19 protein-coding genes are annotated in these 20,370 nt (G+C 39.7%); 16 read left to right on the top strand and 3 right to left on the bottom strand.

What is annotated here, in order from left to right; genetic code table 11:
• Positions 1 to 12: 12 nt before the first annotated feature.
• Positions 13 to 1,749 carry an ABC transporter ATP-binding protein gene (locus MKZ25_RS18120; protein WP_340802701.1) on the bottom strand — a complete coding sequence of 579 codons (1,737 nt, stop codon included), beginning with the start codon at positions 1,747 to 1,749 and terminating at the stop codon, positions 13 to 15.
• Positions 1,746 to 3,488 (bottom strand): ABC transporter ATP-binding protein, encoded by a 1,743-nt coding sequence (locus MKZ25_RS18115; protein ID WP_340802700.1) that lies wholly within the window; start codon positions 3,486 to 3,488, stop codon positions 1,746 to 1,748. The genes MKZ25_RS18120 and MKZ25_RS18115 overlap by 4 nt, the downstream gene beginning before the upstream one ends.
• A 601-nt stretch (positions 3,489 to 4,089) precedes the next feature.
• Here MKZ25_RS18115 and MKZ25_RS18110 point away from each other — a divergent pair.
• The 4 genes from MKZ25_RS18110 (at position 4,090) to MKZ25_RS18095 (ending at position 7,340) form a co-directional block, all read left to right on the top strand.
• Positions 4,090 to 4,596: a fructose-2,6-bisphosphatase gene (locus MKZ25_RS18110; protein WP_340802698.1), complete on the top strand. Its 507-nt coding sequence runs from the start codon at positions 4,090 to 4,092 to the stop codon at positions 4,594 to 4,596.
• 17 nt (positions 4,597 to 4,613) lie between these two features.
• Positions 4,614 to 6,191: an amidohydrolase gene (locus tag MKZ25_RS18105; RefSeq protein WP_340802697.1), complete on the top strand. Its 1,578-nt coding sequence runs from the start codon at positions 4,614 to 4,616 to the stop codon at positions 6,189 to 6,191.
• A gap of 87 nt (positions 6,192 to 6,278) precedes the next feature.
• Entirely contained in the window at positions 6,279 to 6,785 is a 507-nt protein-coding gene (locus MKZ25_RS18100; RefSeq protein ID WP_340802696.1) for a DNA-deoxyinosine glycosylase, read from the top strand.
• A gap of 84 nt (positions 6,786 to 6,869) precedes the next feature.
• Positions 6,870 to 7,340, top strand: a complete 471-nt coding sequence (locus tag MKZ25_RS18095; protein WP_340802695.1) for a DinB family protein — start codon at positions 6,870 to 6,872, stop codon at positions 7,338 to 7,340.
• Between the two features lie 79 nt (positions 7,341 to 7,419).
• Here MKZ25_RS18095 and MKZ25_RS18090 read toward each other — a convergent pair whose 3' ends face one another.
• Positions 7,420 to 8,190 carry a TSUP family transporter gene (locus MKZ25_RS18090; RefSeq protein ID WP_340802694.1) on the bottom strand — a complete coding sequence of 257 codons (771 nt, stop codon included), beginning with the start codon at positions 8,188 to 8,190 and terminating at the stop codon, positions 7,420 to 7,422.
• Between the two features lie 133 nt (positions 8,191 to 8,323).
• Between MKZ25_RS18090 and MKZ25_RS18085 the strand changes: the two genes are divergently transcribed.
• From MKZ25_RS18085 to MKZ25_RS18030, 12 genes are all read left to right on the top strand, one after another.
• Complete coding sequence (locus tag MKZ25_RS18085; RefSeq protein ID WP_340802693.1) at positions 8,324 to 9,043, top strand: YjjG family noncanonical pyrimidine nucleotidase; 720 nt, start codon at positions 8,324 to 8,326, stop codon at positions 9,041 to 9,043.
• Positions 9,044 to 9,101: 58 nt separating this feature from the next.
• Entirely contained in the window at positions 9,102 to 9,773 is a 672-nt protein-coding gene (locus MKZ25_RS18080; RefSeq protein ID WP_340802692.1) for a nuclease-related domain-containing protein, read from the top strand.
• Positions 9,774 to 9,913: 140 nt separating this feature from the next.
• Complete coding sequence (locus MKZ25_RS18075) at positions 9,914 to 10,750, top strand: putative RNA methyltransferase (RefSeq protein ID WP_340802690.1); 837 nt, start codon at positions 9,914 to 9,916, stop codon at positions 10,748 to 10,750.
• A gap of 6 nt (positions 10,751 to 10,756) precedes the next feature.
• Positions 10,757 to 11,647 carry an NAD-dependent epimerase/dehydratase family protein gene (locus MKZ25_RS18070; protein WP_340802689.1) on the top strand — a complete coding sequence of 297 codons (891 nt, stop codon included), beginning with the start codon at positions 10,757 to 10,759 and terminating at the stop codon, positions 11,645 to 11,647.
• 63 nt (positions 11,648 to 11,710) lie between these two features.
• Positions 11,711 to 12,313: a lysophospholipid acyltransferase family protein gene (locus MKZ25_RS18065; RefSeq protein ID WP_340802688.1), complete on the top strand. Its 603-nt coding sequence runs from the start codon at positions 11,711 to 11,713 to the stop codon at positions 12,311 to 12,313.
• 54 nt (positions 12,314 to 12,367) lie between these two features.
• Positions 12,368 to 12,826 carry a low molecular weight protein-tyrosine-phosphatase gene (locus MKZ25_RS18060; protein ID WP_340802686.1) on the top strand — a complete coding sequence of 153 codons (459 nt, stop codon included), beginning with the start codon at positions 12,368 to 12,370 and terminating at the stop codon, positions 12,824 to 12,826.
• A gap of 149 nt (positions 12,827 to 12,975) precedes the next feature.
• Complete coding sequence (gene ypfJ, locus MKZ25_RS18055; RefSeq protein WP_340803046.1) at positions 12,976 to 13,839, top strand: KPN_02809 family neutral zinc metallopeptidase; 864 nt, start codon at positions 12,976 to 12,978, stop codon at positions 13,837 to 13,839.
• A 157-nt stretch (positions 13,840 to 13,996) separates the two neighbouring features.
• On the top strand, positions 13,997 to 14,716 hold the full coding sequence (locus MKZ25_RS18050) for a YebC/PmpR family DNA-binding transcriptional regulator (RefSeq protein ID WP_340802685.1): 720 nt from the start codon (positions 13,997 to 13,999) through the stop codon (positions 14,714 to 14,716).
• Between the two features lie 199 nt (positions 14,717 to 14,915).
• Positions 14,916 to 16,664, top strand: a complete 1,749-nt coding sequence (locus MKZ25_RS18045; protein ID WP_340802684.1) for a methyl-accepting chemotaxis protein — start codon at positions 14,916 to 14,918, stop codon at positions 16,662 to 16,664.
• 172 nt (positions 16,665 to 16,836) lie between these two features.
• Complete coding sequence (locus MKZ25_RS18040; protein WP_340802683.1) at positions 16,837 to 18,534, top strand: M3 family oligoendopeptidase; 1,698 nt, start codon at positions 16,837 to 16,839, stop codon at positions 18,532 to 18,534.
• Positions 18,535 to 18,680: 146 nt separating this feature from the next.
• Positions 18,681 to 19,769 carry an AI-2E family transporter gene (locus MKZ25_RS18035; protein WP_340802682.1) on the top strand — a complete coding sequence of 363 codons (1,089 nt, stop codon included), beginning with the start codon at positions 18,681 to 18,683 and terminating at the stop codon, positions 19,767 to 19,769.
• 117 nt (positions 19,770 to 19,886) lie between these two features.
• Entirely contained in the window at positions 19,887 to 20,351 is a 465-nt protein-coding gene (locus MKZ25_RS18030; protein WP_340802681.1) for a hypothetical protein, read from the top strand.
• Positions 20,352 to 20,370 lie beyond the last annotated feature (19 nt).

Below are 20,370 nucleotides of genomic sequence, written 5' to 3'. Positions count from 1 at the left end.
AGCGCTTTTGTTCTAAGATGTTAACGAACCGGACTGCAGGCGATACATGAGTTCATACTTGCCGCCAAGTGCTACAAGTTCATCATGGTTGCCTTGTTCAACAATTTCACCACGGTCCAATACTAAAATTTTATCTGCATTTTTAATAGTGGAAAGTCGGTGGGCGATAATAAAGGTTGTACGACCTTTTTTCAGTACATCCATTGCATGCTGAATGATTTCCTCTGTTTCCGAGTCAATATTCGATGTGGCCTCATCCAAAATAAGGATAGCCGGATCAAATGCAAGTGCACGTGCAAACGAAATTAACTGGCGCTGACCGGAAGAAAGGGTACTTCCTTTTTCGATTACAGGCTCATCAATCCCTTTTTCGAATTTCGATAAGACACGTTCGCCCCCGACCGCTTCAAGCGCCTTTTCAACGGTTTCTCTTGAAATGCGCTTATCATTGAGGCTAATATTCGAGGCAATCGTTCCAGTGAACAAATACGGATCCTGCAATACGATTCCCATATGCTCGCGAATCGCTTGGCGCGGAAGCTTCGTAATATCTTTCCCGTCAATGATAATACGGCCTTTTTGCGGATCATAGAAGCGGAACAGTAAATTCATAATCGAACTTTTCCCTGATCCTGTATGACCGACAAGTGCAATTGTTTCGCCTTCTTTTGCTTCAAAGTGAATATCCTTCAACACATATTCATCATTTTTATATGCGAATGATACATGATCAAACACAACATTTCCTTTATAGCGCTCAATTCGTTCCGGACTTACAGCTTCCCCTTGCTGATCAAGCAGTTCGAATACTCGTGAACCTGCAACAAGTGAACGTTCAAGCTGGGAGAACTGGTTGACTAAGTTCGTAATCGGATTGAACAGGCGTGTAATATAATCAACAAACGCATAAAGCGTACCAGCTGTTACCGCTTCAGGTAATGTCATTGATTGTGTACCGAAGTAAAAAACAAATACTGCGAACATTCCGAGTCGTAAAATATTTACCAGGTTATGTGACGTCGCGGAGTCCAACATTAAAAGCTTCCGATTGTATTTATAATGTTCATCATTCATCTCATCGAATTCCTGCTTCATCTGTTCTTCACGGCGGAATGCCTGAATAATCGTCATCCCGTTAATCGATTCATTGATCATTGCATTGATATCCGCTATTTTTGTTCGAATAATATGATTGTACTGTGAAGCAAATTTCCGGTATAAAATCATCCAAATATAAACTATCGGGACGAGTAATAGAGCGAAGAGTGCCATTTTCCAATTTAAAATAAATAAAGCTATATATACCCCTGCAATCGTAATAAAGCTGTTCGCAAATTGCGAAAGTACCGTTACATACAGATTGCGTATTGCCTCTGTATCATTTGTGACACGGGCAACAACTTTACCGGCAGGCAAGTTATCGAAGTATTCGATCGGCAGCTTCTGAATATGTCCGAATACATCTTTCCGTAACTGCTGAATTACGAAGTTTGCACCACGTTGTAAAAAGATGAACATTAAATAACGGAACACAGCAGTCAGCACAGATAACAGGAAGAAGATCGCCAGCAGTACCGCAATCGGTTCTACTTGCAGATTACCTGGTTCCATATAATGATCGATAATATATTTGGCGATGAACGGTCCTGCAATATCAGTTGCGACCGCAATTGTTAGTAAAGCTAACCCGATTAAAATCGGTTTTTTAAATTTTAAAGCATATAGATACAGTCGTTTTGATGTACTCATTGCTCCACCTCCTCAAGCTGCTGGCGGTCAAACTGCTCTTTGTACCAACCACCCAAGCGTAGGAGCTCTTCATGTGTACCTCGTTCAACGATATAACCATCATCCAGCACGATGATTTCATTTGCATGCTGAATACCTGACAGGCGGTGAGTTGAAATGATCGTCGTTTTTCCAGCGCGCTCTGTTTGTATATTTTCAATAATTTTTGATTCTGTTTTCGCATCGACAGCAGATAAAGAATCGTCCAAAATTAAAATTTCGGGATCTTTAATCAATGCACGTGCAATTGATACACGCTGTTTCTGGCCACCTGATAAAGATACGCCTTTTTCACCGACAAGTGTCTCAATGCCAAGCGGTAAATTTGATAAATCTTTTTCAAAGTCTGCCAGTCGAATCGCTTCTTCGATTTCACTGTTCGTAGCATTTTCTTTCCCGAATAAAATATTTTCACGGATGGTACGGGAAAATAATACATGGTCCTGTGGCACATAGCCGATCCAGTCCAATATCTGTTCTTTTGTCATTTGTGCCAAGTCCGTATCATTGATAGCAATTTGCCCATTGCCTAACGGATATTCACGCAGCAGCTGACGAATAAATGTTGTCTTTCCTGAACCTGTTTTGCCGACAATACCAAGTGTTTGCCCCTTTTTGAGGTTCAGTGAAATTTGCTGCAAGTTTTTCACCTGAGATAAAGGGTACTGGAATGTAAAGTCAGAAAACCCGATAGAATTCGGTACATGATGTGTCATTGGTGAAGGAGGATTTTGGACATCCGCTTCATATTCCAATGTATCCTGTACACGGTCAAGTGAAGCACTTCCTTGCTGCATGACATTAATAAGCTCCCCAATCGCAAACATAGGCCAAATTGCCAATCCTAAATAGACGTTAAATGAAACGAGCTGACCGACCGTTAGCTCAGTATTTGAAACAAGGACAGCACCGTAGCCTAATGCGATTACATAACAAATACCAGTTCCGATTTTCGTAATTGGCATAAAGAGCCCGTTAATATAAGCGACACGCATGTTTTTTGCAAATATGTTCTCGCTCATTTCCGCAAAGCGTTCTTCATCTTTTCCTTCTTGAACATATGCACGGATAACGCGGGTTCCCGCAACAGATTCCAGCACATTGTCATTCATCTCACCGAATGCATCCTGTGCTTTCATATAGCGCTCATGAACAATTTTCCCTAAATATTGAATAATAATAGCCATGATTGGAATTGGGAGCATCGCAAAGAATGTCAGCTTCCAAGAGATGAAAAAGCCCATTGCTAAAATGATCAGTGCCATATAGACCGTTGAATCAATGAGGGTCATAATACCGAAACCGGCTGTTAATGTAACAGCATTTAAATCGTTTGTAGCTTTTGCCATTAAGTCACCAGTACGGTTTTTTTCATAAAACGTCGGGGTCATCTTTAAAAATTGATGCATCAGTTTTTTCCGCAAAATACGATCAAGTGTAATCGAACCGCCAAATAACTGATATTGCCATATGAAGTTTAAAGCGTAACTCACGATGGCAGCGCCAATAACGAAGCCTACATACTTCAGCAGCTGCGTCTGATTCATATCACCACTTGTCATGTCATCAATGGCTTCCCCTAAAATCCATGGAGGCAAAACTTCTATAAAGCTCGCCAGCATAAGGAGTACAATCGCAATTGTATATTGTTTACGGTACATTTTTAAAAACCACTTTAATTTCACAAATACATTAAACATTACGTATACCTTCTTTCTTCAAAGTTGATCATGTTGCTACCCATCATCATATCGATCCATTTTTAATAGTTTTCGATGCAAAAAGATAGTCATATAAAGCCCTCCTGATATGTTGTTACACTAAAAAGCACCGTACATTTCTTCGCCGAAACTTAAACGCCGGTACAATGTAAAACAAAAAAGACACCTATTCCGATTTTTCGAAAAGGTGTCAAAACGAAAAAGGGCACAGGGAAATCCACACCTGTGCCTTTTATTTACATGTACGTGCAAAATTAAAACAAAAGTTCAGGTTAGGGCAATATGAAATTGTCGCTGTTGGAATGTGTAAATTCACAATTGATGTCATCATATCCCTTAACTCCTTTCTTTGTTTTAATTTATTTAGTGTTCCTTAATATTAGTGTAGGCAATTATTGTTGTCAATATTTTTTGAAAACATTTTATTTTCAGTGTTGTAATTTATTGGATTTTTCATTGTGAAAAATATTTCGCCTTACTACAACCGTAAATGCAGCTTGGAAAAAGGCCACCGGAAGTTTGAAAATTGTTTGTTTATTCTGTATCTTGAAAGTAATATATCAAAAGGAGTGAGATAACGATGAAGAAACTATTATTGGTCATGCTATTAGCACTTGTGCTCGCAGCTTGCGGGACAAAAGAAACGAGCGATGATATAAATAATGTCCCGGGAAATAATTCAGACAATGTGACACAGGGTAGCCCTGAAGCAAAAGGGGAAAAGATTACTTTATATAAATCAGATGACAATGCTGAAAACACAGTTCCATTTGATGAGAATTTTGATAGCGGTGAAGAAGAACTCGTACCATTTATTTTTTCAAAAGTAAATGAACATGATGTAGAGCTGCTGGATTATACGATGGAAAACGAAGATAAAAGCTTGATGCTTAATTTAGGTGACGACATATACACGATTCAAGGTTCTGCAGGTGCCAATATGTTTGTAGAAACGTTAGCGCGTTCTTATTTTGAAAATTTACCTGAATTACAGGAAGTGACATTTCTATATAAAGGATCGGACGAACCAATCCTGGATCATATGAATATAGGATTACCCTATAAACGAGAAGATTTTGAGATGTAGACGGGGGATAGCGGAAGATGAAGCAATTATGGACTAATGGCACGATCTATACGATGGAACAAGAAGGGTCGACCGTGCAGGCAGTGCTTGTACACGATGGTAAGATCGTAGAAACAGGGACATTCGAGGATTTACAAGTATATGCGGATGACATTATCGATTTGCATGGTGCAGTTATGTACCCGGGCTTTGTAGACAGCCATCTTCATATGATTGGTCACGGTGAAAAGTTGATGCGCCTTGATTTGACGGTAGCGACAAGCGGTGAAGAGCTTGTACAATTGGTGAAAAACGCTGCAGATCAACTTCAGGAAGGGCAGTGGCTCATTGGGGATGGCTGGAATGAAAATCAATTTACAGATGGCCGCATCCCAACAAAAGAAGAATTAGATGCAGTAACTAAAAACCCGATATTCCTTAATCGTGTATGCCATCATGTTGCCTTAGTCAATACAGCCTCACTCCAATTAGCGGAGATTACAATAGGTAATGAAGATCCGGCAGGAGGAAAGATAGGACGACATGAAAATGGTGAGCTAAACGGATTGTTGTACGAACAGGCAACAAATCTAGTATCTTCACTATTTAAACAAGAGGGAGAAAGCTATATTGAAAGCTTGGAGCAGTCCTTGCAGCTGGCGATTGAACATATGCAGTCTTACGGTTTAACTGGTGGACATACAGAAGAGATGAGCTATTATGGTCATTATATGAATCCATTAACGGCCTATCAGCGCGTAGTCGGAGAACGGAAGCATTTCCGCGTCAACTTATTGCGTCATCATACTGTATTTGAGGAAATGATTATGAATAATGCGCAATTTAATGAACCATTTATCGAACCTGGTGCGATGAAAATTTTCGCCGATGGTTCGTTAGGTGGCTCTACTGCTGCACTATTGGCTCCATATGCAAATGAAGAACATAATAAAGGGATGCTCATTCATACAGATGTTCAAATGGAAGCGCTCATTCAATTAGCGCGAAAATATAATGAAGCGGTGGCCATTCATATAATCGGTGATGGTGCTATGGAACAGGTGCTTCAATATTTAGAAAAATATCCTGTAGCTGAAGGGAAGCGCGATCGCCTGATTCATTGTTGCGTCGTATCAGAAGAACAGCTTTTCCGAATGAAGAAACTGCAGGTTATACTGGATTTGCAGCCGGCCTTTGTTACATCAGACTATCCATGGGTAACTGAGAAGCTTGGTGAAAACCGCGCTGGTCACCATTATGCTTGGAAAACGTTTATAGATGAAGGTTTCATATGTGCTGCAGGTACCGATGCGCCGATTGAAGCAATGAGTCCATTCGAAACGATCTATGCAGCCATCGAGCGAAAGAAGCCAACAGATCCACATGAAGGTTATAACCCTAAGCAGAAACTTTCCCGTTTTGAGGCAGTGAAGATGTACACAGTTGGAAGTGCCGAGGCGATCTGTAAAGAAGGTGTACGCGGCTATATCCGGAAAGGGTATGATGCAGACTTTACAATACTTGATACGGATTTAATGAACTGCAGTACGGAAGAAATTTTAAAGACGAATGCATTGTTGACCGTTGTTGGAGGAAAAATCGTATATAAAAAATAATTCATACTATAGTGAAAGAACCGCATACATTTATGTGGTTCTTTTATCATTAATAAAAATGACTGGAAAGAAAAGGTGAAAGTTGTGATGGAATCTATCCAAAATATATTACCTCCAATTGTGGATGAAAAAACAAAAGTGCTTATCCTTGGTTCGATGCCAGGAAAGCAATCACTGGAAAAGCAGCAATACTACGGCAACCGACGGAATCACTTTTGGCCGATTATAGAAAGGCTTCTAGCAACCGATATTCCGGAAGACTATAATGAAAAAATTGCACTTCTTCGTAAACATCATATTGGGCTATGGGACTCGATCGAAAGCTGTGAACGCGAAGGCAGCCTTGATGCAACAATAAAAAATGAAGTACCGAATAACTTTTCGGAGCTCTTTAAAAAATATCCGCAAATACAGCTCGTCCTATTTAACGGCGGGAAAAGCTTCGATGTTTTTAAAAGACATATTGGACTCGATGTATTGGACGGAAGGGCGTATAAAAAAATGCCATCTACAAGCCCGATTCCAGGAAAGAATATTAAAAGCTTTGATGAAAAAGTTGAGATATGGAGCATCTTGCTGGATTATTTATCTTAATCAAAAATCTTAACTGTTGATTGATAGCGCAATCCGATCTTATTCGGTATGATAAAAACAAACCGTAGTAAAGGGGATTTATAAATGTATCGTGTAGCAGAAGATTTTGTAAAAGATTGGGCAATCTCATCAAAAGGTGCATTGAAAGTAATGCAAGCTATTCCAGATGACAAAATGCATATCGCCATTGTAGATGAGCACAATTCATTAGGATGGTTATCATGGCATTTAGTAAGTGTAGCAGGCGCATTCGGCCATTTTGCAGGATTGCAAATTCCGGGACCGGGTCCTGATATGCCACAGCCAGCGACAATGGCGGAAATCGTGGAGAAGTATGAAATGGTGCGCGAAGCGTATAAAAAAGAAGCGGCAGCATTAACAGAGGAGCAGCTTTTAGAAGAAGTATCTGCTTTTGGCGGTATGATGAAGCGCGGCGAACTACTCGGCAAAGTAATTTCACACCAAACACATCATGTTGGCCAAATGACTGTATTACTACGCCAAGCAGGCTTGACAGTACCGCCAGTAATGGGACCTACAAAAGAAATGCAATAAGAACTGAGCCTCGAACATGTTTCGGGGCTTTTTTGATGAAAAAAAGATGTCCAATTTTCAAGTTGGACATCCGGTACATTTATTTCAGGAAAAAATCATAGCTATTTTTTGCAAGTAATGTAATTGTGACGATGATGAAAAGGACACGCACATAGCCGCTTCCACGCTTAATTGCAAACCTTGAACCGACAATCGCTCCGACAATCTGAGCGGCCCCCATTATCAAGCCATATGTATAATTAATTTGCCCTAAATAGATAAACATTAAAAGCGCCCCGATATTACTCCCGAAGTTAAGGAGTTTTGCATTACCGGCTGCCTTTAAGAAATCATAGCCGACCATTAGAAATGCAAAAATCAGGAATGATCCAGTACCAGGACCTAAAAAACCATCATAAAAACCAATCAGTGAAATTACAAAGAAAAATAGAATATACTTTGTCTTTGACAGTGATTTAACCGCAGAAATACTGCCCCAATCTTTTTTGAAAATTGTATAGACCGCTACAGCAGCCAACATAATCAGCATTAATGGTTTCAATAAGTTAGGATCAAGTAAATGGACAATCCAAGCCCCGATCATCGAACTGATAAAAACCCACGGAAAATACTTCATGACGGATTTAATATCTAGCTTTCCAGACCGATAAAAGGTAATAGTACTCGTTAAGGATCCCATTGTCCCGGCGAGTTTGTTTGTCGCAACAGCTGCAGAGGGACTGAGCCCGGCAAACATTAATGCAGGCAGTGAAATAAGACCACCGCCTCCCACAACAGAATCGATAAATGCTGCTAAAAAACCAAAACAAATTAAAATAATAACTAGTTGTGGGTCTAACTCAAATCCCATAAAAAAAACCCTTCTTTCTTCACATAGAGCAATACACTCATGCTATCGAAAATCAGGAGTAGTGTAAATAGTTAAAATTATGATTCGATTATGATAAGGTAATATATTAGTATAATGGAAACGGAGTACACAAATGAAGGAATATCGATTTTTATTATTTGACTTGGATGATACATTATTGGATTTTAAAGCGGCAGAAAGATTAGCTTTGCCGAAATTGTTTGAAGCACATCAGCTACCATTAACGCCTCAAATCGAAGCAGTTTACCGGGAAATTAATACAGGTTTATGGCGCTCTCTTGAAGAAGGGCTGATTACTCGTAACTTTTTAATGGAAAACCGCTTTGGCAAAACATTCGAGCATTTTGGAGTTGAAGTGGATGGCCGGGCATTGGACGCTGAGTACCGTGGCTATTTAGCAGAAAGTAAAGTTTTTGTAGAAGGGGCATTGGAGCTGATTCAAACATTGGCACCTGAATACGAACTATATATTACATCGAATGGATTGGCGGAGACCCAGATAAAACGCCTCCAAGTGACAGGGTTGGCACCCTATTTTAAGCAAGTTTTCGTTTCGGAAAATACAGGCTATCAAAAGCCGATGAAGCCATTTTTTGATTATGTGTTTGAACGGATTCCGAATTTCGACCCGAACAAGGCGATGATTATTGGTGATTCTTACAGTGCGGATATTACCGGGGGCGCTAATGCCGGAATCGATACATGCTGGCTCAACCCGTTGAATACAGTACCATCAACAATTCGTCCCACTTATGAAATACAAAAGCTGGATCAACTTTTACCGATTATAAACAGTCATAAAGCTAACTCTCAAGAGCCTGTGAAAATTTAGTAAAGGCTTTAAGTATTATATAAAATGAAATGCGATGATGCAGCAAGGAGTGAACGCAATGACCTTATTTTTTCTGGTCGTTCTAATTGCGATTATAGGTTATTTTAGTTTTAAATTATATATTCATGACAATTCAACGTTTTATCAATTGACCGGCTATTCCTATTTTAATGTCCTCATGAATAAAAGTGTCCGAACTTCCTACCAACTTACGAAGGAATTGGAGCATATTCAAGGTACAAAAAAAATAATGGTGAATCTGCAACTTCCTGTTCACAATGAAGTACAAACAATTGACGCACTTTTACTGCATGAATCAGGGGTTTATGTAGTGAATGTGATAGAGAAGTCAGGCTGGATTAACGGACGGGAACAGAGCATCGAATGGATGGAGCTATTGCATAAAGATCAAAAAAGAGTATTTAATAACCCAATCCATGAAACAAAGCGTTTAACCCATGCATTAAAAGACCGACTAACGGAAGTAGATGGATCACTTTTTGAAACAATGGTAGTTTTTACGAATAATTGTTCATTCCAGCATATTGAAATTCAATCATCCGATGTCGAAGTGCTGAAAATCGCGGAATTGAAAGAGTGGGCAGCAACACTTGAAGGAAAACGATTATCAGAAACTGAGATTGAAACTTTGTACGCGACATTGGAATCCTTAATGCACGGGGAAAAGGCAATATTACGTTCAAAAACCGCTACACCGCCGGTAAGTTAATAGTAAACAGAGCAAAGCAGTATTTTCTGCTTTGCTTTTTTTTATTCACCAGCTAAGGGAGCAGTGACCACTATTTCCTTTTTTTATTTGAATGAGTTTATGGTACGATACTAGCGAACACATATGAAGGAGGATCCATCATGGGTCTATTATCAAAACGAGCGTTAAGTATTCAGCAGTTTCAATTCAATAGCCGATTGTTTGCATGTCCTATTTGCAAACAGGAAATAGAGATAAGTAATGAAGGAAAAATGAGCTGTTTATCGAATCATACATTTGATGTGGCAAAACAAGGCTATGTTTATATGTTAAACCGTCCTGTCCAATCAATGTATGGAAAAGAATTATTCGATTCGCGCCATATGGTCATTCAAGCAGGCATTTATGATCGGTTACAAGCGGCGATTGCCCGGGAAATCAATGTAGCACAACCGGTAATTTTGGATACAGGTTGTGGTGAGGGTTCTCATTTACATCGTATTTGCGAACAGCTTGATCGTCCTGTTGGTGTAGGAATCGATATTTCTAAGGAAGGGATCATCGCAGCGGCAAAGTATAACCCCGAAGAGCTTTGGTGTGTCGGTGATTTAGCGAATAGTCCGTTCAACGAGCAATCTTTTGATGCGATTTTAAATATTTTATCCCCTGCAAATTACGATGAATTTAAACGTCTATTAAAGCGAGGCGGCAAAGTAATAAAAGTTGTGCCACAGGAAAATTATTTAAGTGAACTGCGTAAACAGGCGTTTGCAGATTCGGATAAGGAAAGCTATACAAATGCCCAAACTGTAGAGCGCTTTAAAGCAAGTTTTGCAAATACCGAAGTAAAAAGAATTACGTATACAGTACCGCTTGAAGTACATTTAGTACAAAACCTGCTTGAAATGACACCGATGGGCTGGCATATTGACGATAAAGAAAGTATTCAATTACAGGAAATTACAATTGATTTAGATTTATTAATTGGAATGGAGTGATCGTAGATGAAGAAAATCCTAGTATTAGGCGGGACACGATTTTTTGGCCGTAAATTAGTTGAACTTTTATTGGAGCAAAAGCATGAAGTAACAATTGTCACACGCGGAATGTCGGAAAATCCTTTTGGCGATGCGGTGGAGCATATTAAAGTGGACCGTAAAGATACAGCGGCTTTCGAGAAAGCTCTGGAAAATCGTACATTTGATATTGTGTATGATAATATTTGCTATTCGCCAAACGAAGCAAAACAGCTGTGCAATCTGTTCAATGGGAAAATCGGCAAGCTCGTTTTCACATCTACACTAGCTGTATATGAGGCAGATGGCAAGCCGCATCCGGAAGAAGATTTCGATCCGACTTCATATGGCATCATCATGGGAGACACACATGAATTTACTTATGGTGAAGGTAAACGCCTGGCAGAGGCGGTATTTTATAAGTTTGCCGAGTTCCCTGTAGTCGCAGTCCGTTTCCCGATAGTTATGGGAGAAGATGATTACACACGCCGTTTGCATTTCCATATTGAGCGCATCATTAATAAAGAACCGATCGGATTTGTGAACATGGATGCGGAAATGTCCTTTATTCAGGCAACAGAAGCGGCTCGATTTTTAGAGTGGGCAGGTAATAATTATGTGGAAGGACCGATTAATGCGACAGCAAATGGTGTCATTTCTTTAAAAGACCTTATTTCTCTTATTGAAGAAAAGACAGGCGAGCGTGCCAAAATTGCGCTTCTTGGGACAGAGGAAATCCGTTCGCCATACGCGATTCCCGCAACATGGTATATGAAAAATGACAAGGCGGAGCAATTAGGATTTTCGTTCAGCCAGCTTGAAGATTGGCTGACTCCATTAATCGAGCAAATTGCAGGAACTACGGTCAAGCAACAGTAATTGAACGTAGTTACGACTTTCAATTAAAATGAAGTGAGATTAACGATAAGGTAGGAATGAAACGTGTATAAATTTATTGCAAGAGTTGTATATGGAATTTTAGGGGTCAACGGGTCAAAGGCAAAGGTATACGGGAAAGAAAATATACCGAAAGAAGGCGGCTTTGTTGTTGCCTGTACACATAATGGCTATATCGATATTTTAAACCTTGGGATTTCGATGCTGCCAAAAGAAGTACATTTTATGGCTAAGAAACAACTATTTGATGTGAAAGGATTAGGCTGGCTTATTACGAGACTAAATGCATTCCCGGTGGATCGTGACAATCCGGGACCAAGTGTTATTAAAATTCCTCGTCAGCTTATTAAAGAAGGAAAAGTAGTCGGAATCTTCCCGAGTGGAACAAGGAGCTCTGAAAACTCGGAATTAAAAGCCGGAGCAGTGACGATTGCCCAACTGGCGAAGACAGAGATTTTACCGGCTGCTTATATTGGTCCTAAAGATGCAAAAGGTGTATTTAAACGTCAAAAAGGCTATTTGATTTACGGTAAGCCATTTACGGTTGGCGCCGGAAAAGAAGGCCGTGAACAATCCGTTCAATTTTTGGAAGATGAACTGAACCGATTGACAGCACATTTAAAAGAAATGCATCCGGAAATAAAATAATAGGAGCTGCGCGAAAATCTTCGTGCGGCTTCTTTATTAGGAGTGAAAGAAAAGATGAAGCAAATACTATTCGTATGTTTGGGCAATATTTGCCGTTCTCCTATGGCGGAGGCCGTTATGCGTGATTTAATCGCTAAACGCGGTTTGACGGATAAAATTGCAGTCGACTCAGCCGGCACGAGCAATTACCATATTGGAGAACCCCCGCATAAAGGGACGACGGCGAAATTACAGGAATACGGTATTGTGACAACAGGCATGCTTGCAAGACAATTATGTACCTCCGATTTAGACAGCTTTGACTATATTGTGTGTATGGATGAAAGCAATGTGAAAAATACGATGGAAATGCTCCGTGCCGAAGCAGATGCAAAAGTGTTCCGCTTCCTTGATCTGACGACACATAAAAAAGATGTACCGGATCCTTGGTATACGGGAGATTTCCAGGAAACGTACGATCTATGCTTGGAAGGCTGCGAGGCATTGCTGGAAAAAATTGAAGCGGATTTATAAGGAAAAGCGAAGTGGACTTCATCCGCTTCGCTTTTTTTATTATTCTTTTGTTTGTTAGCTAATGTTATTTACGACAGCCTGTTATAAGTAGCATTGTTGAGGGTAATTATATGTCAAAGTATGCAAAGATTCGTATGGAGGGAATAGCTATGGATGTGAAGGGGAGACGAAAAAGCAGTAACGTGGAAGATCGTCGGGGGATGAGTGCCGGGAAAATCGGCGGAGGTCTTGGTGGAGTCGGGATTATTATTGCCATTATTTTTACATTGCTCAATGGCGGCGATGCAGGGGATGTTGTTTCGGAAGTATCAAAGAGTATTACGCAAAATGGTGCAACGTCCGAAAACTATGAACCGACCGCCGAAGAAGAGGAACTGGCGGAATTCGTTTCTGTAGTACTGGCGGATACAGAGGATATATGGCAACAATTGTTTGCCGATAATGGGCTGACCTACGAAAATCCGACGCTCGTATTATTTACGGATAGTGTAAGCTCCGGATGCGGGATGCAAAGTGCTGCGGTTGGACCATTTTACTGTCCGGCAGACTATAAGCTTTATATTGACTTAAGTTTCTATAAAGAGTTAAAAAACCGGTTTGATGCACCGGGTGATTTTGCCATGGCATATGTGGTCGCACATGAAGTCGGGCACCATGTCCAAACATTATTGGGCACGTCCGAACAAGTACATGCCTTAAACGGCAAAGTATCGCAAGCCGAGTACAATGAAGCGGTGAAGCGTCTGGAACTGCAGGCGGACTATTACTCCGGTGTGTGGGCACACCATGTCCAGGACAAAGGCTATTTGGAGGAAGGCGACTTCGAGGAGGCTTTAACTGCAGCAAATGCCATTGGCGACGATACACTGCAGATGGAAGCGCAAGGCTATGTCGTTCCGGAAAGCTTTACACATGGTACAAGCGAGCAGCGGATGCGCTGGTTCAAAAAAGGTTATAATGCCGGAACACTGCAAGGCGGCGATACATTTAGCTTAGAAGCTTCACAATTATAAACGAGACCTATAGCATAGAAAAAATGCTATAGGTTTTTACATTTTTTTATGCAGAGTAATTTAAAATTATTTCAAGTTTATGTATAATAAATAAGTTAAATATATTTTTTCGTTTTTAAATAACGTTACTAATAGAGTATGAAAGAGAGTGAATAAAATGGGTCGTAAGTGGAATAACATTAAAGATAAAAAGGCTGGGAAAGACGCAGCAAATAGTCGTATTTATGCTAAATTCGGTCGTGAAATTTACGTGGCGGCAAAATCAGGTGAACCAAATCCGGAATCTAACCGTGCGCTGAAAACAGTTTTAGAACGTGCGAAAACTTACTCTGTACCAAAACACATTATTGAAAAAGCAATCGACAAAGCAAAAGGCGGCGGCGATGAGCAATTCGACGAGTTACGCTACGAAGGATTCGGTGTAGCAGGTACAATGGTAATCGTTGATGCATTAACAAACAACGTAAACCGTACAGCTTCTGAAGTACGTGCAGCGTTCGGTAAAAATGGCGGTAACATGGGTGTTTCCGGTTCAGCGGCGCATATGTTCCAAAATACAGCTGTTTTCGGAATTGAAGGAAAATCAGAAGATGAAATTCTTGAAATTTTAATGGAAGCCGATCTGGATATGCGTGACATTATGGACGAAGAAGGCACAATTATCGTTTATGTTGAGCCGGAACAATTCCATGCCACACAAGAAGCATTTAAAGAAGCAGGCATCGAAGAATTTACTGTAGCGGAGTTAACGATGCTGCCAATGACAGATGTTGCTTTAGCCGGTGATGATCTAGTGAAGTTCGAAAAAATGATTGATGCATTGGAAGATTTGGAAGACGTGCAACGCGTATACCACAATGCTGATTTAGGCGAATAAAAAAAGCGGCCCGAAGATTAATTCTTCGGGCTTTTTTGTGCCTGCAATTTCCATTGGAAACTAACGGGAATTGAGTAGTGCTATATTCTTATTATTCATTAATAATATATAGGATTCACTAAAAGACATTGCATTTAATTAACCTTTAATTCAAAATAAATTTAACAATCAAATATTATATTAGGAGACAAAATAGGCTATGAAAAGAATGGACAAATTAGGTAGTAGAATTATATTGATGATCGGCATTATATTTTCCATTATTTTGCTATTAACAGTTATTATGCTTCAATTTAATTCAGCGCGTTCAGTCCAGTCATCTGTGAAAGAACGTACGATTGAAGTAGCAAGTAATATTTTAAATTACATAGATGTAGAAAAGTATGAGCAGCTTATTGAAGAACCAGAAGAAAATGCAACATATTGGGAATTGCGCGAACAGTTAAATGAATTACGCGAATACAATGGTGTCATGTATGCCTATACCTATTTTGTACCGGAAGAAAACGGGGAAGTTACCTTTTTAGTTGATGGCATGCCAGCAGATGATACTGAAAACGCCGGGGTGCTTGGTGACCCATCGTCTTCTACAAAGTACGAACATATTGAGCGGGTTATTGAAGACGGTCGATTTGCAACAGACCTTTTAAGCAGTGATTTCGGTGAATATATTACCGGCATTGTTCCGGTTGAAAATGATGCAGGGGAAACGATTGCCTATTTAGGTGTTGATATCGATGCATCGTATGTTGCTTCTTTAACAAAGAATGTAGCAAAAGAGATTGTCCCGATTATTGCGCTCATTTTCATTATTATTTTTATAGTAGCTTTACTCGGTATTTATACTTATATCCGTCGAGCATTATCGCCATTACAAACATTGAATAAGGCGGCGGAAAATCTGGCTTCAGGTGATATTGTTGAGTCACAGGCTATATTAGACAAGCTGAATTTTAAAACGAATAATGAGATAACAGCATTCGCAAAAAATTTCCAAAGCTCGCTTGTCGAGTTATCAGCCACATTCAAAGTGTTGAAGGAACGTACAGATGGGCTCGGAGAAGTAGTGGATCTAATCGAAACATCTACAGAACGTGTGAATACATCAAATGAAAAAATGGTGGAAAATATCACCACGATTTCACACAGCGGGTCATTACAGCAAGTAAGCAATAATGAAGTAAATGCTGCGATGAATGAAATGGCAATCGGTATTCAGAAACTGGCCGATACATTCAATGAGATTGCTGAAATTTCTTCAGACATGACAAATCTTGTTGAAGATGGTGCACAAAGTTCCGTTAAGGTAGTTTACCAGATTCAAGGGGTAGAAAAATCGGTGGAAAATACGGCTACGCTGGTGAAAGAAATGGGAGAGAATTTCCACTCTATTAAAGAAATGGTGACAGTCATAACGAATATTTCGGATCAGACGAACTTACTGGCACTTAATGCAGCGATTGAAGCGGCACGTGCAGGGGAAGCCGGAAAAGGATTCGCGGTTGTAGCAGATGAAGTGAAGAAACTGGCTGAAATGTCCCGTACATCTGCGGAGGAAATTTCAGGTCATCTTCAAAAATTCTCGCATATTACGGATCGTTTGCTTGTTGAAATTGATATGACGACAACAGATGTAAAAGAAGGAACGATGGCGGTAGGTGAAATTGGCCAGCGCTTAGATAAGATTTTAAATTCTGTACTAAACGTCAACAATCGCATTCAGGACGACTCAGCAGTTGTTGAGCAAATGTCGGCAGGTGCAGAACAAATTTTAGCTTCCACTGAGGAAATGAGTCGTTTAGTAAATGATACATCCGACTATGCAAAACATTTGGCGCATGCTTCAGATGAGCAAACACTTGTAGTCGATGATTTAACGAAAGCGGTTCAGGAATTGGATAGCCATTCACAACAAGTCGTATTGGAAATGGATAAGTTCAAGATATAATGACTGACATAAGCAGTTGAGACTTTCCTCGGCTGCTTATTTTTTATGCCTTTTAACCTGAAACAAAGACAGACAAATATTCTGAAAATAATTGCAATTTCTGCCAGAATCATAAATAATAAAAGAAGGAATTTCGAATTCCGAATGAAGTGAACAGATGGGGTGAATGAGTTTGGTAACATTTAAAGACTTTGAATATAAACGTCCGGATTTAGAACAAATGAAAGAACAGACAGCAGCATTATTGGAAGAATTTAAAGCTGCAACTACTGTAGAAGAACAAAGCGAAGTGATCGAAAAATTAAATGCAATTCGCAACACATTTTCTACGATGGCTAATATCGTATATGTACGTGCATCGATTGATACAAATGATGAATATTACCAAAAAGAGCGTGATCATTTCGATGAAGTAAGCCCAATGGCAGACGAGCTTGTATTTAATTACTATACAGAACTGGTGAAATCGCCTTTCCGTGCACAACTAGAAGAAAAATGGGGCACGCAGCTGTTTGCTTTAGCTGAAAACTTATTAAAAGGTTTCTCGCCTGCAGTAATCGAGCTTATGCAAAAGGAAAATAAACTAACGTCTGAATATAGCAAGCTAGTTGCTTCAGCTCAGATTGAATTTGACGGCAAAACACTGACGTTGGCACAGCTTGGACCATATGCAGAATCTACTGAGCGTGATGTTCGTAAAGCAGCACGTGAAGCGAGTGCAGATTTCTATGCATCAAACAAAGAAAAGTTCGATCAGATTTATGATGAGTTAGTAAAGCTTCGTCATGAAATCGCGACAAAGTTAGGCTTCAAAAACTATGTGGAACTTGGCTACGTCAATATGAACCGGATTGACTACAATGCAGAGATGGTAGCGAAATTCCGCGAACAAGTGCGCGAATATATTGTGCCGCTTGCAACTAAACTGTACGAGCGCCAAGCAGAACGCATCGGTGTGAAAGACTTCAAATTCTATGATGAGGGTTTAACATTCTTAACAGGAAATGCCGTTCCTCAAGGGGATCCGGAGTGGATTATTAATAACGGTAAAAAAATGTACGAAGAACTTTCTAAAGAAACTGGCGAGTTCTTCAACTATATGATCGAGCATGATTTAATGGATCTGGTTGCGAAAAAAGGTAAGGAAAGCGGCGGATACTGTACGTTTATCGAAGACTACGAATCACCGTATATCTTCTCGAACTTCAATGGTACATCTGGAGATATCGATGTACTGACACATGAGGCAGGACATGCATTCCAAGTGTATTCAAGCCGAAATATTGGAATTCCGGAATACTTATGGCCGACATATGAGTCAGCAGAAATCCATTCTATGAGTATGGAATTCTTTACATGGCCATGGATGGAGCTATTCTTCAAACATCAAACAGATAAGTATAAATTCTCGCACTTAAGCAGCGGGTTACTATTCTTGCCATACGGTGTAGCAGTTGATGAGTTCCAGCATGTCGTGTATGAAAACCCGGAAATGACACCGGCTGAGCGCAATGCTGCCTGGAAGGAAATCGAGGCGAAGTATTTACCGCATCGCGATTATGACGGTCATGACTACTTAGAATCAGGAGCCTTCTGGCAGCGACAAGGCCATATTTATTCAAGCCCATTCTATTATATCGACTACACGTTAGCGCAAATTTGTGCATTCCAGTTCTGGAAACGTTCACGAGAAGACTTTGATGGAGCTTGGAAAGACTATCTGCATCTATGCAGCCTTGGCGGTTCATTTGCTTTCACAAAGCTTGTTGAGGAAGCGGGCTTAATCTCGCCATTTGACGACGGCTGTGTGGAATCGGTTGTAGGAACAATCGAAGACTATTTAAATTCAATCGATGATAAAAAGCTATAAAATTTAAAAGGTGCGATTCGCAATAAATACTTTGCGAAACAAACCTTTTTATTTTTTGTATTTTATGAAGCTTTATGGCATGCTAAAACGTACATAGTTATAGTGAAAATTAACAGTAAAGAAAGATTGAGAAAGTGAGTGAGCCGATGACTAGAAAACTGTGGTTCCAAGTTGGCGTAGGTATTTTAATTACTTTATTAATTATTAAATATTTTATTGAAATTCATCCGATTTTTAATCCGATTATCATTATTTTTTCGACAATTCTTGTACCGTTATTACTTGGTGGGGTGCTCTATTATATTTCAGAGCCATTGCAGCGCATATTGGAAAAACGAGGTATGCCGAGATGGGGAAGTTTAATAACAATAGTCCTTATCATTGCGGGTTTATTCACAACCTTTTTAGTTTTAGTCGGTTCTCCAATTGCAAACCAAGTAAACAAACTTGTTGAAAATGCACCGACAATCGCTAAGGATATTGAAGAAGCAGCTGATTTCATTATTGATAATAAGGAAAATATTCCGATGCTGCCACCGCAAATTGAAGAGTTTATAGGATCTGTTACCAATTCCATACAAGACATTGCGGTTGCAAGCAGTAAATATCTTGTATCATTTTTAAGTGGAGCGGTAACGGTAACATTAACATTAGTACTGGCACCATTTTTCTTTATCTTTATGTTGAAAGACCATGAAAAATTCGCGCCTCAAATTTACGGTATATTTAACGGTGAGAGCCGCACATGGGTAAAGAAAACATTAGAAGACATTGATAACGTATTAAGAAGCTATGTCCAAGGACAAGTATTGGTCAGCTTTTTACTCGCGATCATGATGTACATCGGTTATTTAATCATTGGGTTGGAGTATTCATTATTACTTGCTCTATTTGCATTTTTCATGAATATGATTCCGTTTATCGGTCCGTGGCTTTCCCTTGTACCGGCGGTGATTGTAGCACTTCTTAATGATCCATTTGACGTTATTTGGGTCGGTGTTGTAACGCTTGTCGCACAGCAAGTAGAAAGTAACCTGATTACACCGAATGTTATGGGGCGATCTTTGGATATTCACCCGCTGACAGTCATTTCAATCGTATTGGCAGCAGGAAATATTGCCGGATTCATTGGAATTTTAATCGCCATTCCTACGTACTGTGTCCTTAAAGTAATCGTTCAAAATATTTATGAACAACGAAAACAGATTAAAGAAGCAGCAACGAAGAATGTGTAACAGATTTAGCTAGGGTTAATATAGCGGGACATATGTGATAAGCATATGCTTCGCTTTTTAATTTTCGCCGGAAACGGTATACTTATTAATTGAAAAGACATTTAAAAGGAGCAGACAATGCTAACATTTGAACAAAAACAAGAAATTATCGAATCGTTTTCCCAGTTGACTAAAAAGGAAATTTCATTAAAACGTGTGAATTATCACTTTGAAGGAAGCCTTTACGAAAAATCAATCGTTGTAGAAAAATTGCATCCAAACGGCAATGGCTTTGTTTTCGTCGGTGATTTATTGAAATATGAAAAAGAAGCAGGCGACAACGGGCTTGTTAATATTCGAGATTACAGCGAGGAAGCGTTACGTGAAATCGTACGCGATGCAATCAACTATTTATCTGAGGAAGAAGAAGAGATTTTACCGATTGTCGAAACATGGACATCGCGTGAAGGCACGAAACTTGAACTGGAATTTAACGATCGCTCTTGGAATATTTATCATCAAGGAAATCTGGAGGAATCTTTCGGTACGCGTGAAGACGCTATTGCTTATTTACGTGAGGAAGGTTTCCGACTTTCAAAATAGATAAGTGAGGGAATTGAAG

Source organism: Solibacillus sp. FSL W7-1464, from assembly GCF_038004425.1.
Lineage (GTDB): Bacteria > Bacillota > Bacilli > Bacillales_A > Planococcaceae > Solibacillus.
Note: the sequence above shows the minus strand (reverse complement) of the source record. Positions and strands in the feature narration are given on the sequence as shown.

Coding starts and splice junctions, on each gene's coding strand:
- MKZ25_RS18050 (WP_340802685.1), top strand. CDS start 13,997: ATGGGTCGTAAGTGGAATAACATTAAAGATAAAAAGGCTGGGAAAGAC.
- MKZ25_RS18095 (WP_340802695.1), top strand. CDS start 6,870: ATGTATCGTGTAGCAGAAGATTTTGTAAAAGATTGGGCAATCTCATCA.
- MKZ25_RS18105 (WP_340802697.1), top strand. CDS start 4,614: ATGAAGCAATTATGGACTAATGGCACGATCTATACGATGGAACAAGAA.
- MKZ25_RS18070 (WP_340802689.1), top strand. CDS start 10,757: ATGAAGAAAATCCTAGTATTAGGCGGGACACGATTTTTTGGCCGTAAA.
- MKZ25_RS18060 (WP_340802686.1), top strand. CDS start 12,368: ATGAAGCAAATACTATTCGTATGTTTGGGCAATATTTGCCGTTCTCCT.
- MKZ25_RS18085 (WP_340802693.1), top strand. CDS start 8,324: ATGAAGGAATATCGATTTTTATTATTTGACTTGGATGATACATTATTG.
- MKZ25_RS18115 (WP_340802700.1), bottom strand. CDS start 3,488: ATGTTTAATGTATTTGTGAAATTAAAGTGGTTTTTAAAAATGTACCGT.
- MKZ25_RS18075 (WP_340802690.1), top strand. CDS start 9,914: ATGGGTCTATTATCAAAACGAGCGTTAAGTATTCAGCAGTTTCAATTC.
- MKZ25_RS18030 (WP_340802681.1), top strand. CDS start 19,887: ATGCTAACATTTGAACAAAAACAAGAAATTATCGAATCGTTTTCCCAG.
- MKZ25_RS18110 (WP_340802698.1), top strand. CDS start 4,090: ATGAAGAAACTATTATTGGTCATGCTATTAGCACTTGTGCTCGCAGCT.
- MKZ25_RS18090 (WP_340802694.1), bottom strand. CDS start 8,190: ATGGGATTTGAGTTAGACCCACAACTAGTTATTATTTTAATTTGTTTT.
- MKZ25_RS18100 (WP_340802696.1), top strand. CDS start 6,279: ATGGAATCTATCCAAAATATATTACCTCCAATTGTGGATGAAAAAACA.
- MKZ25_RS18120 (WP_340802701.1), bottom strand. CDS start 1,749: ATGAGTACATCAAAACGACTGTATCTATATGCTTTAAAATTTAAAAAA.
- ypfJ (WP_340803046.1), top strand. CDS start 12,976: ATGGATGTGAAGGGGAGACGAAAAAGCAGTAACGTGGAAGATCGTCGG.
- MKZ25_RS18035 (WP_340802682.1), top strand. CDS start 18,681: ATGACTAGAAAACTGTGGTTCCAAGTTGGCGTAGGTATTTTAATTACT.
- MKZ25_RS18045 (WP_340802684.1), top strand. CDS start 14,916: ATGAAAAGAATGGACAAATTAGGTAGTAGAATTATATTGATGATCGGC.
- MKZ25_RS18080 (WP_340802692.1), top strand. CDS start 9,102: ATGACCTTATTTTTTCTGGTCGTTCTAATTGCGATTATAGGTTATTTT.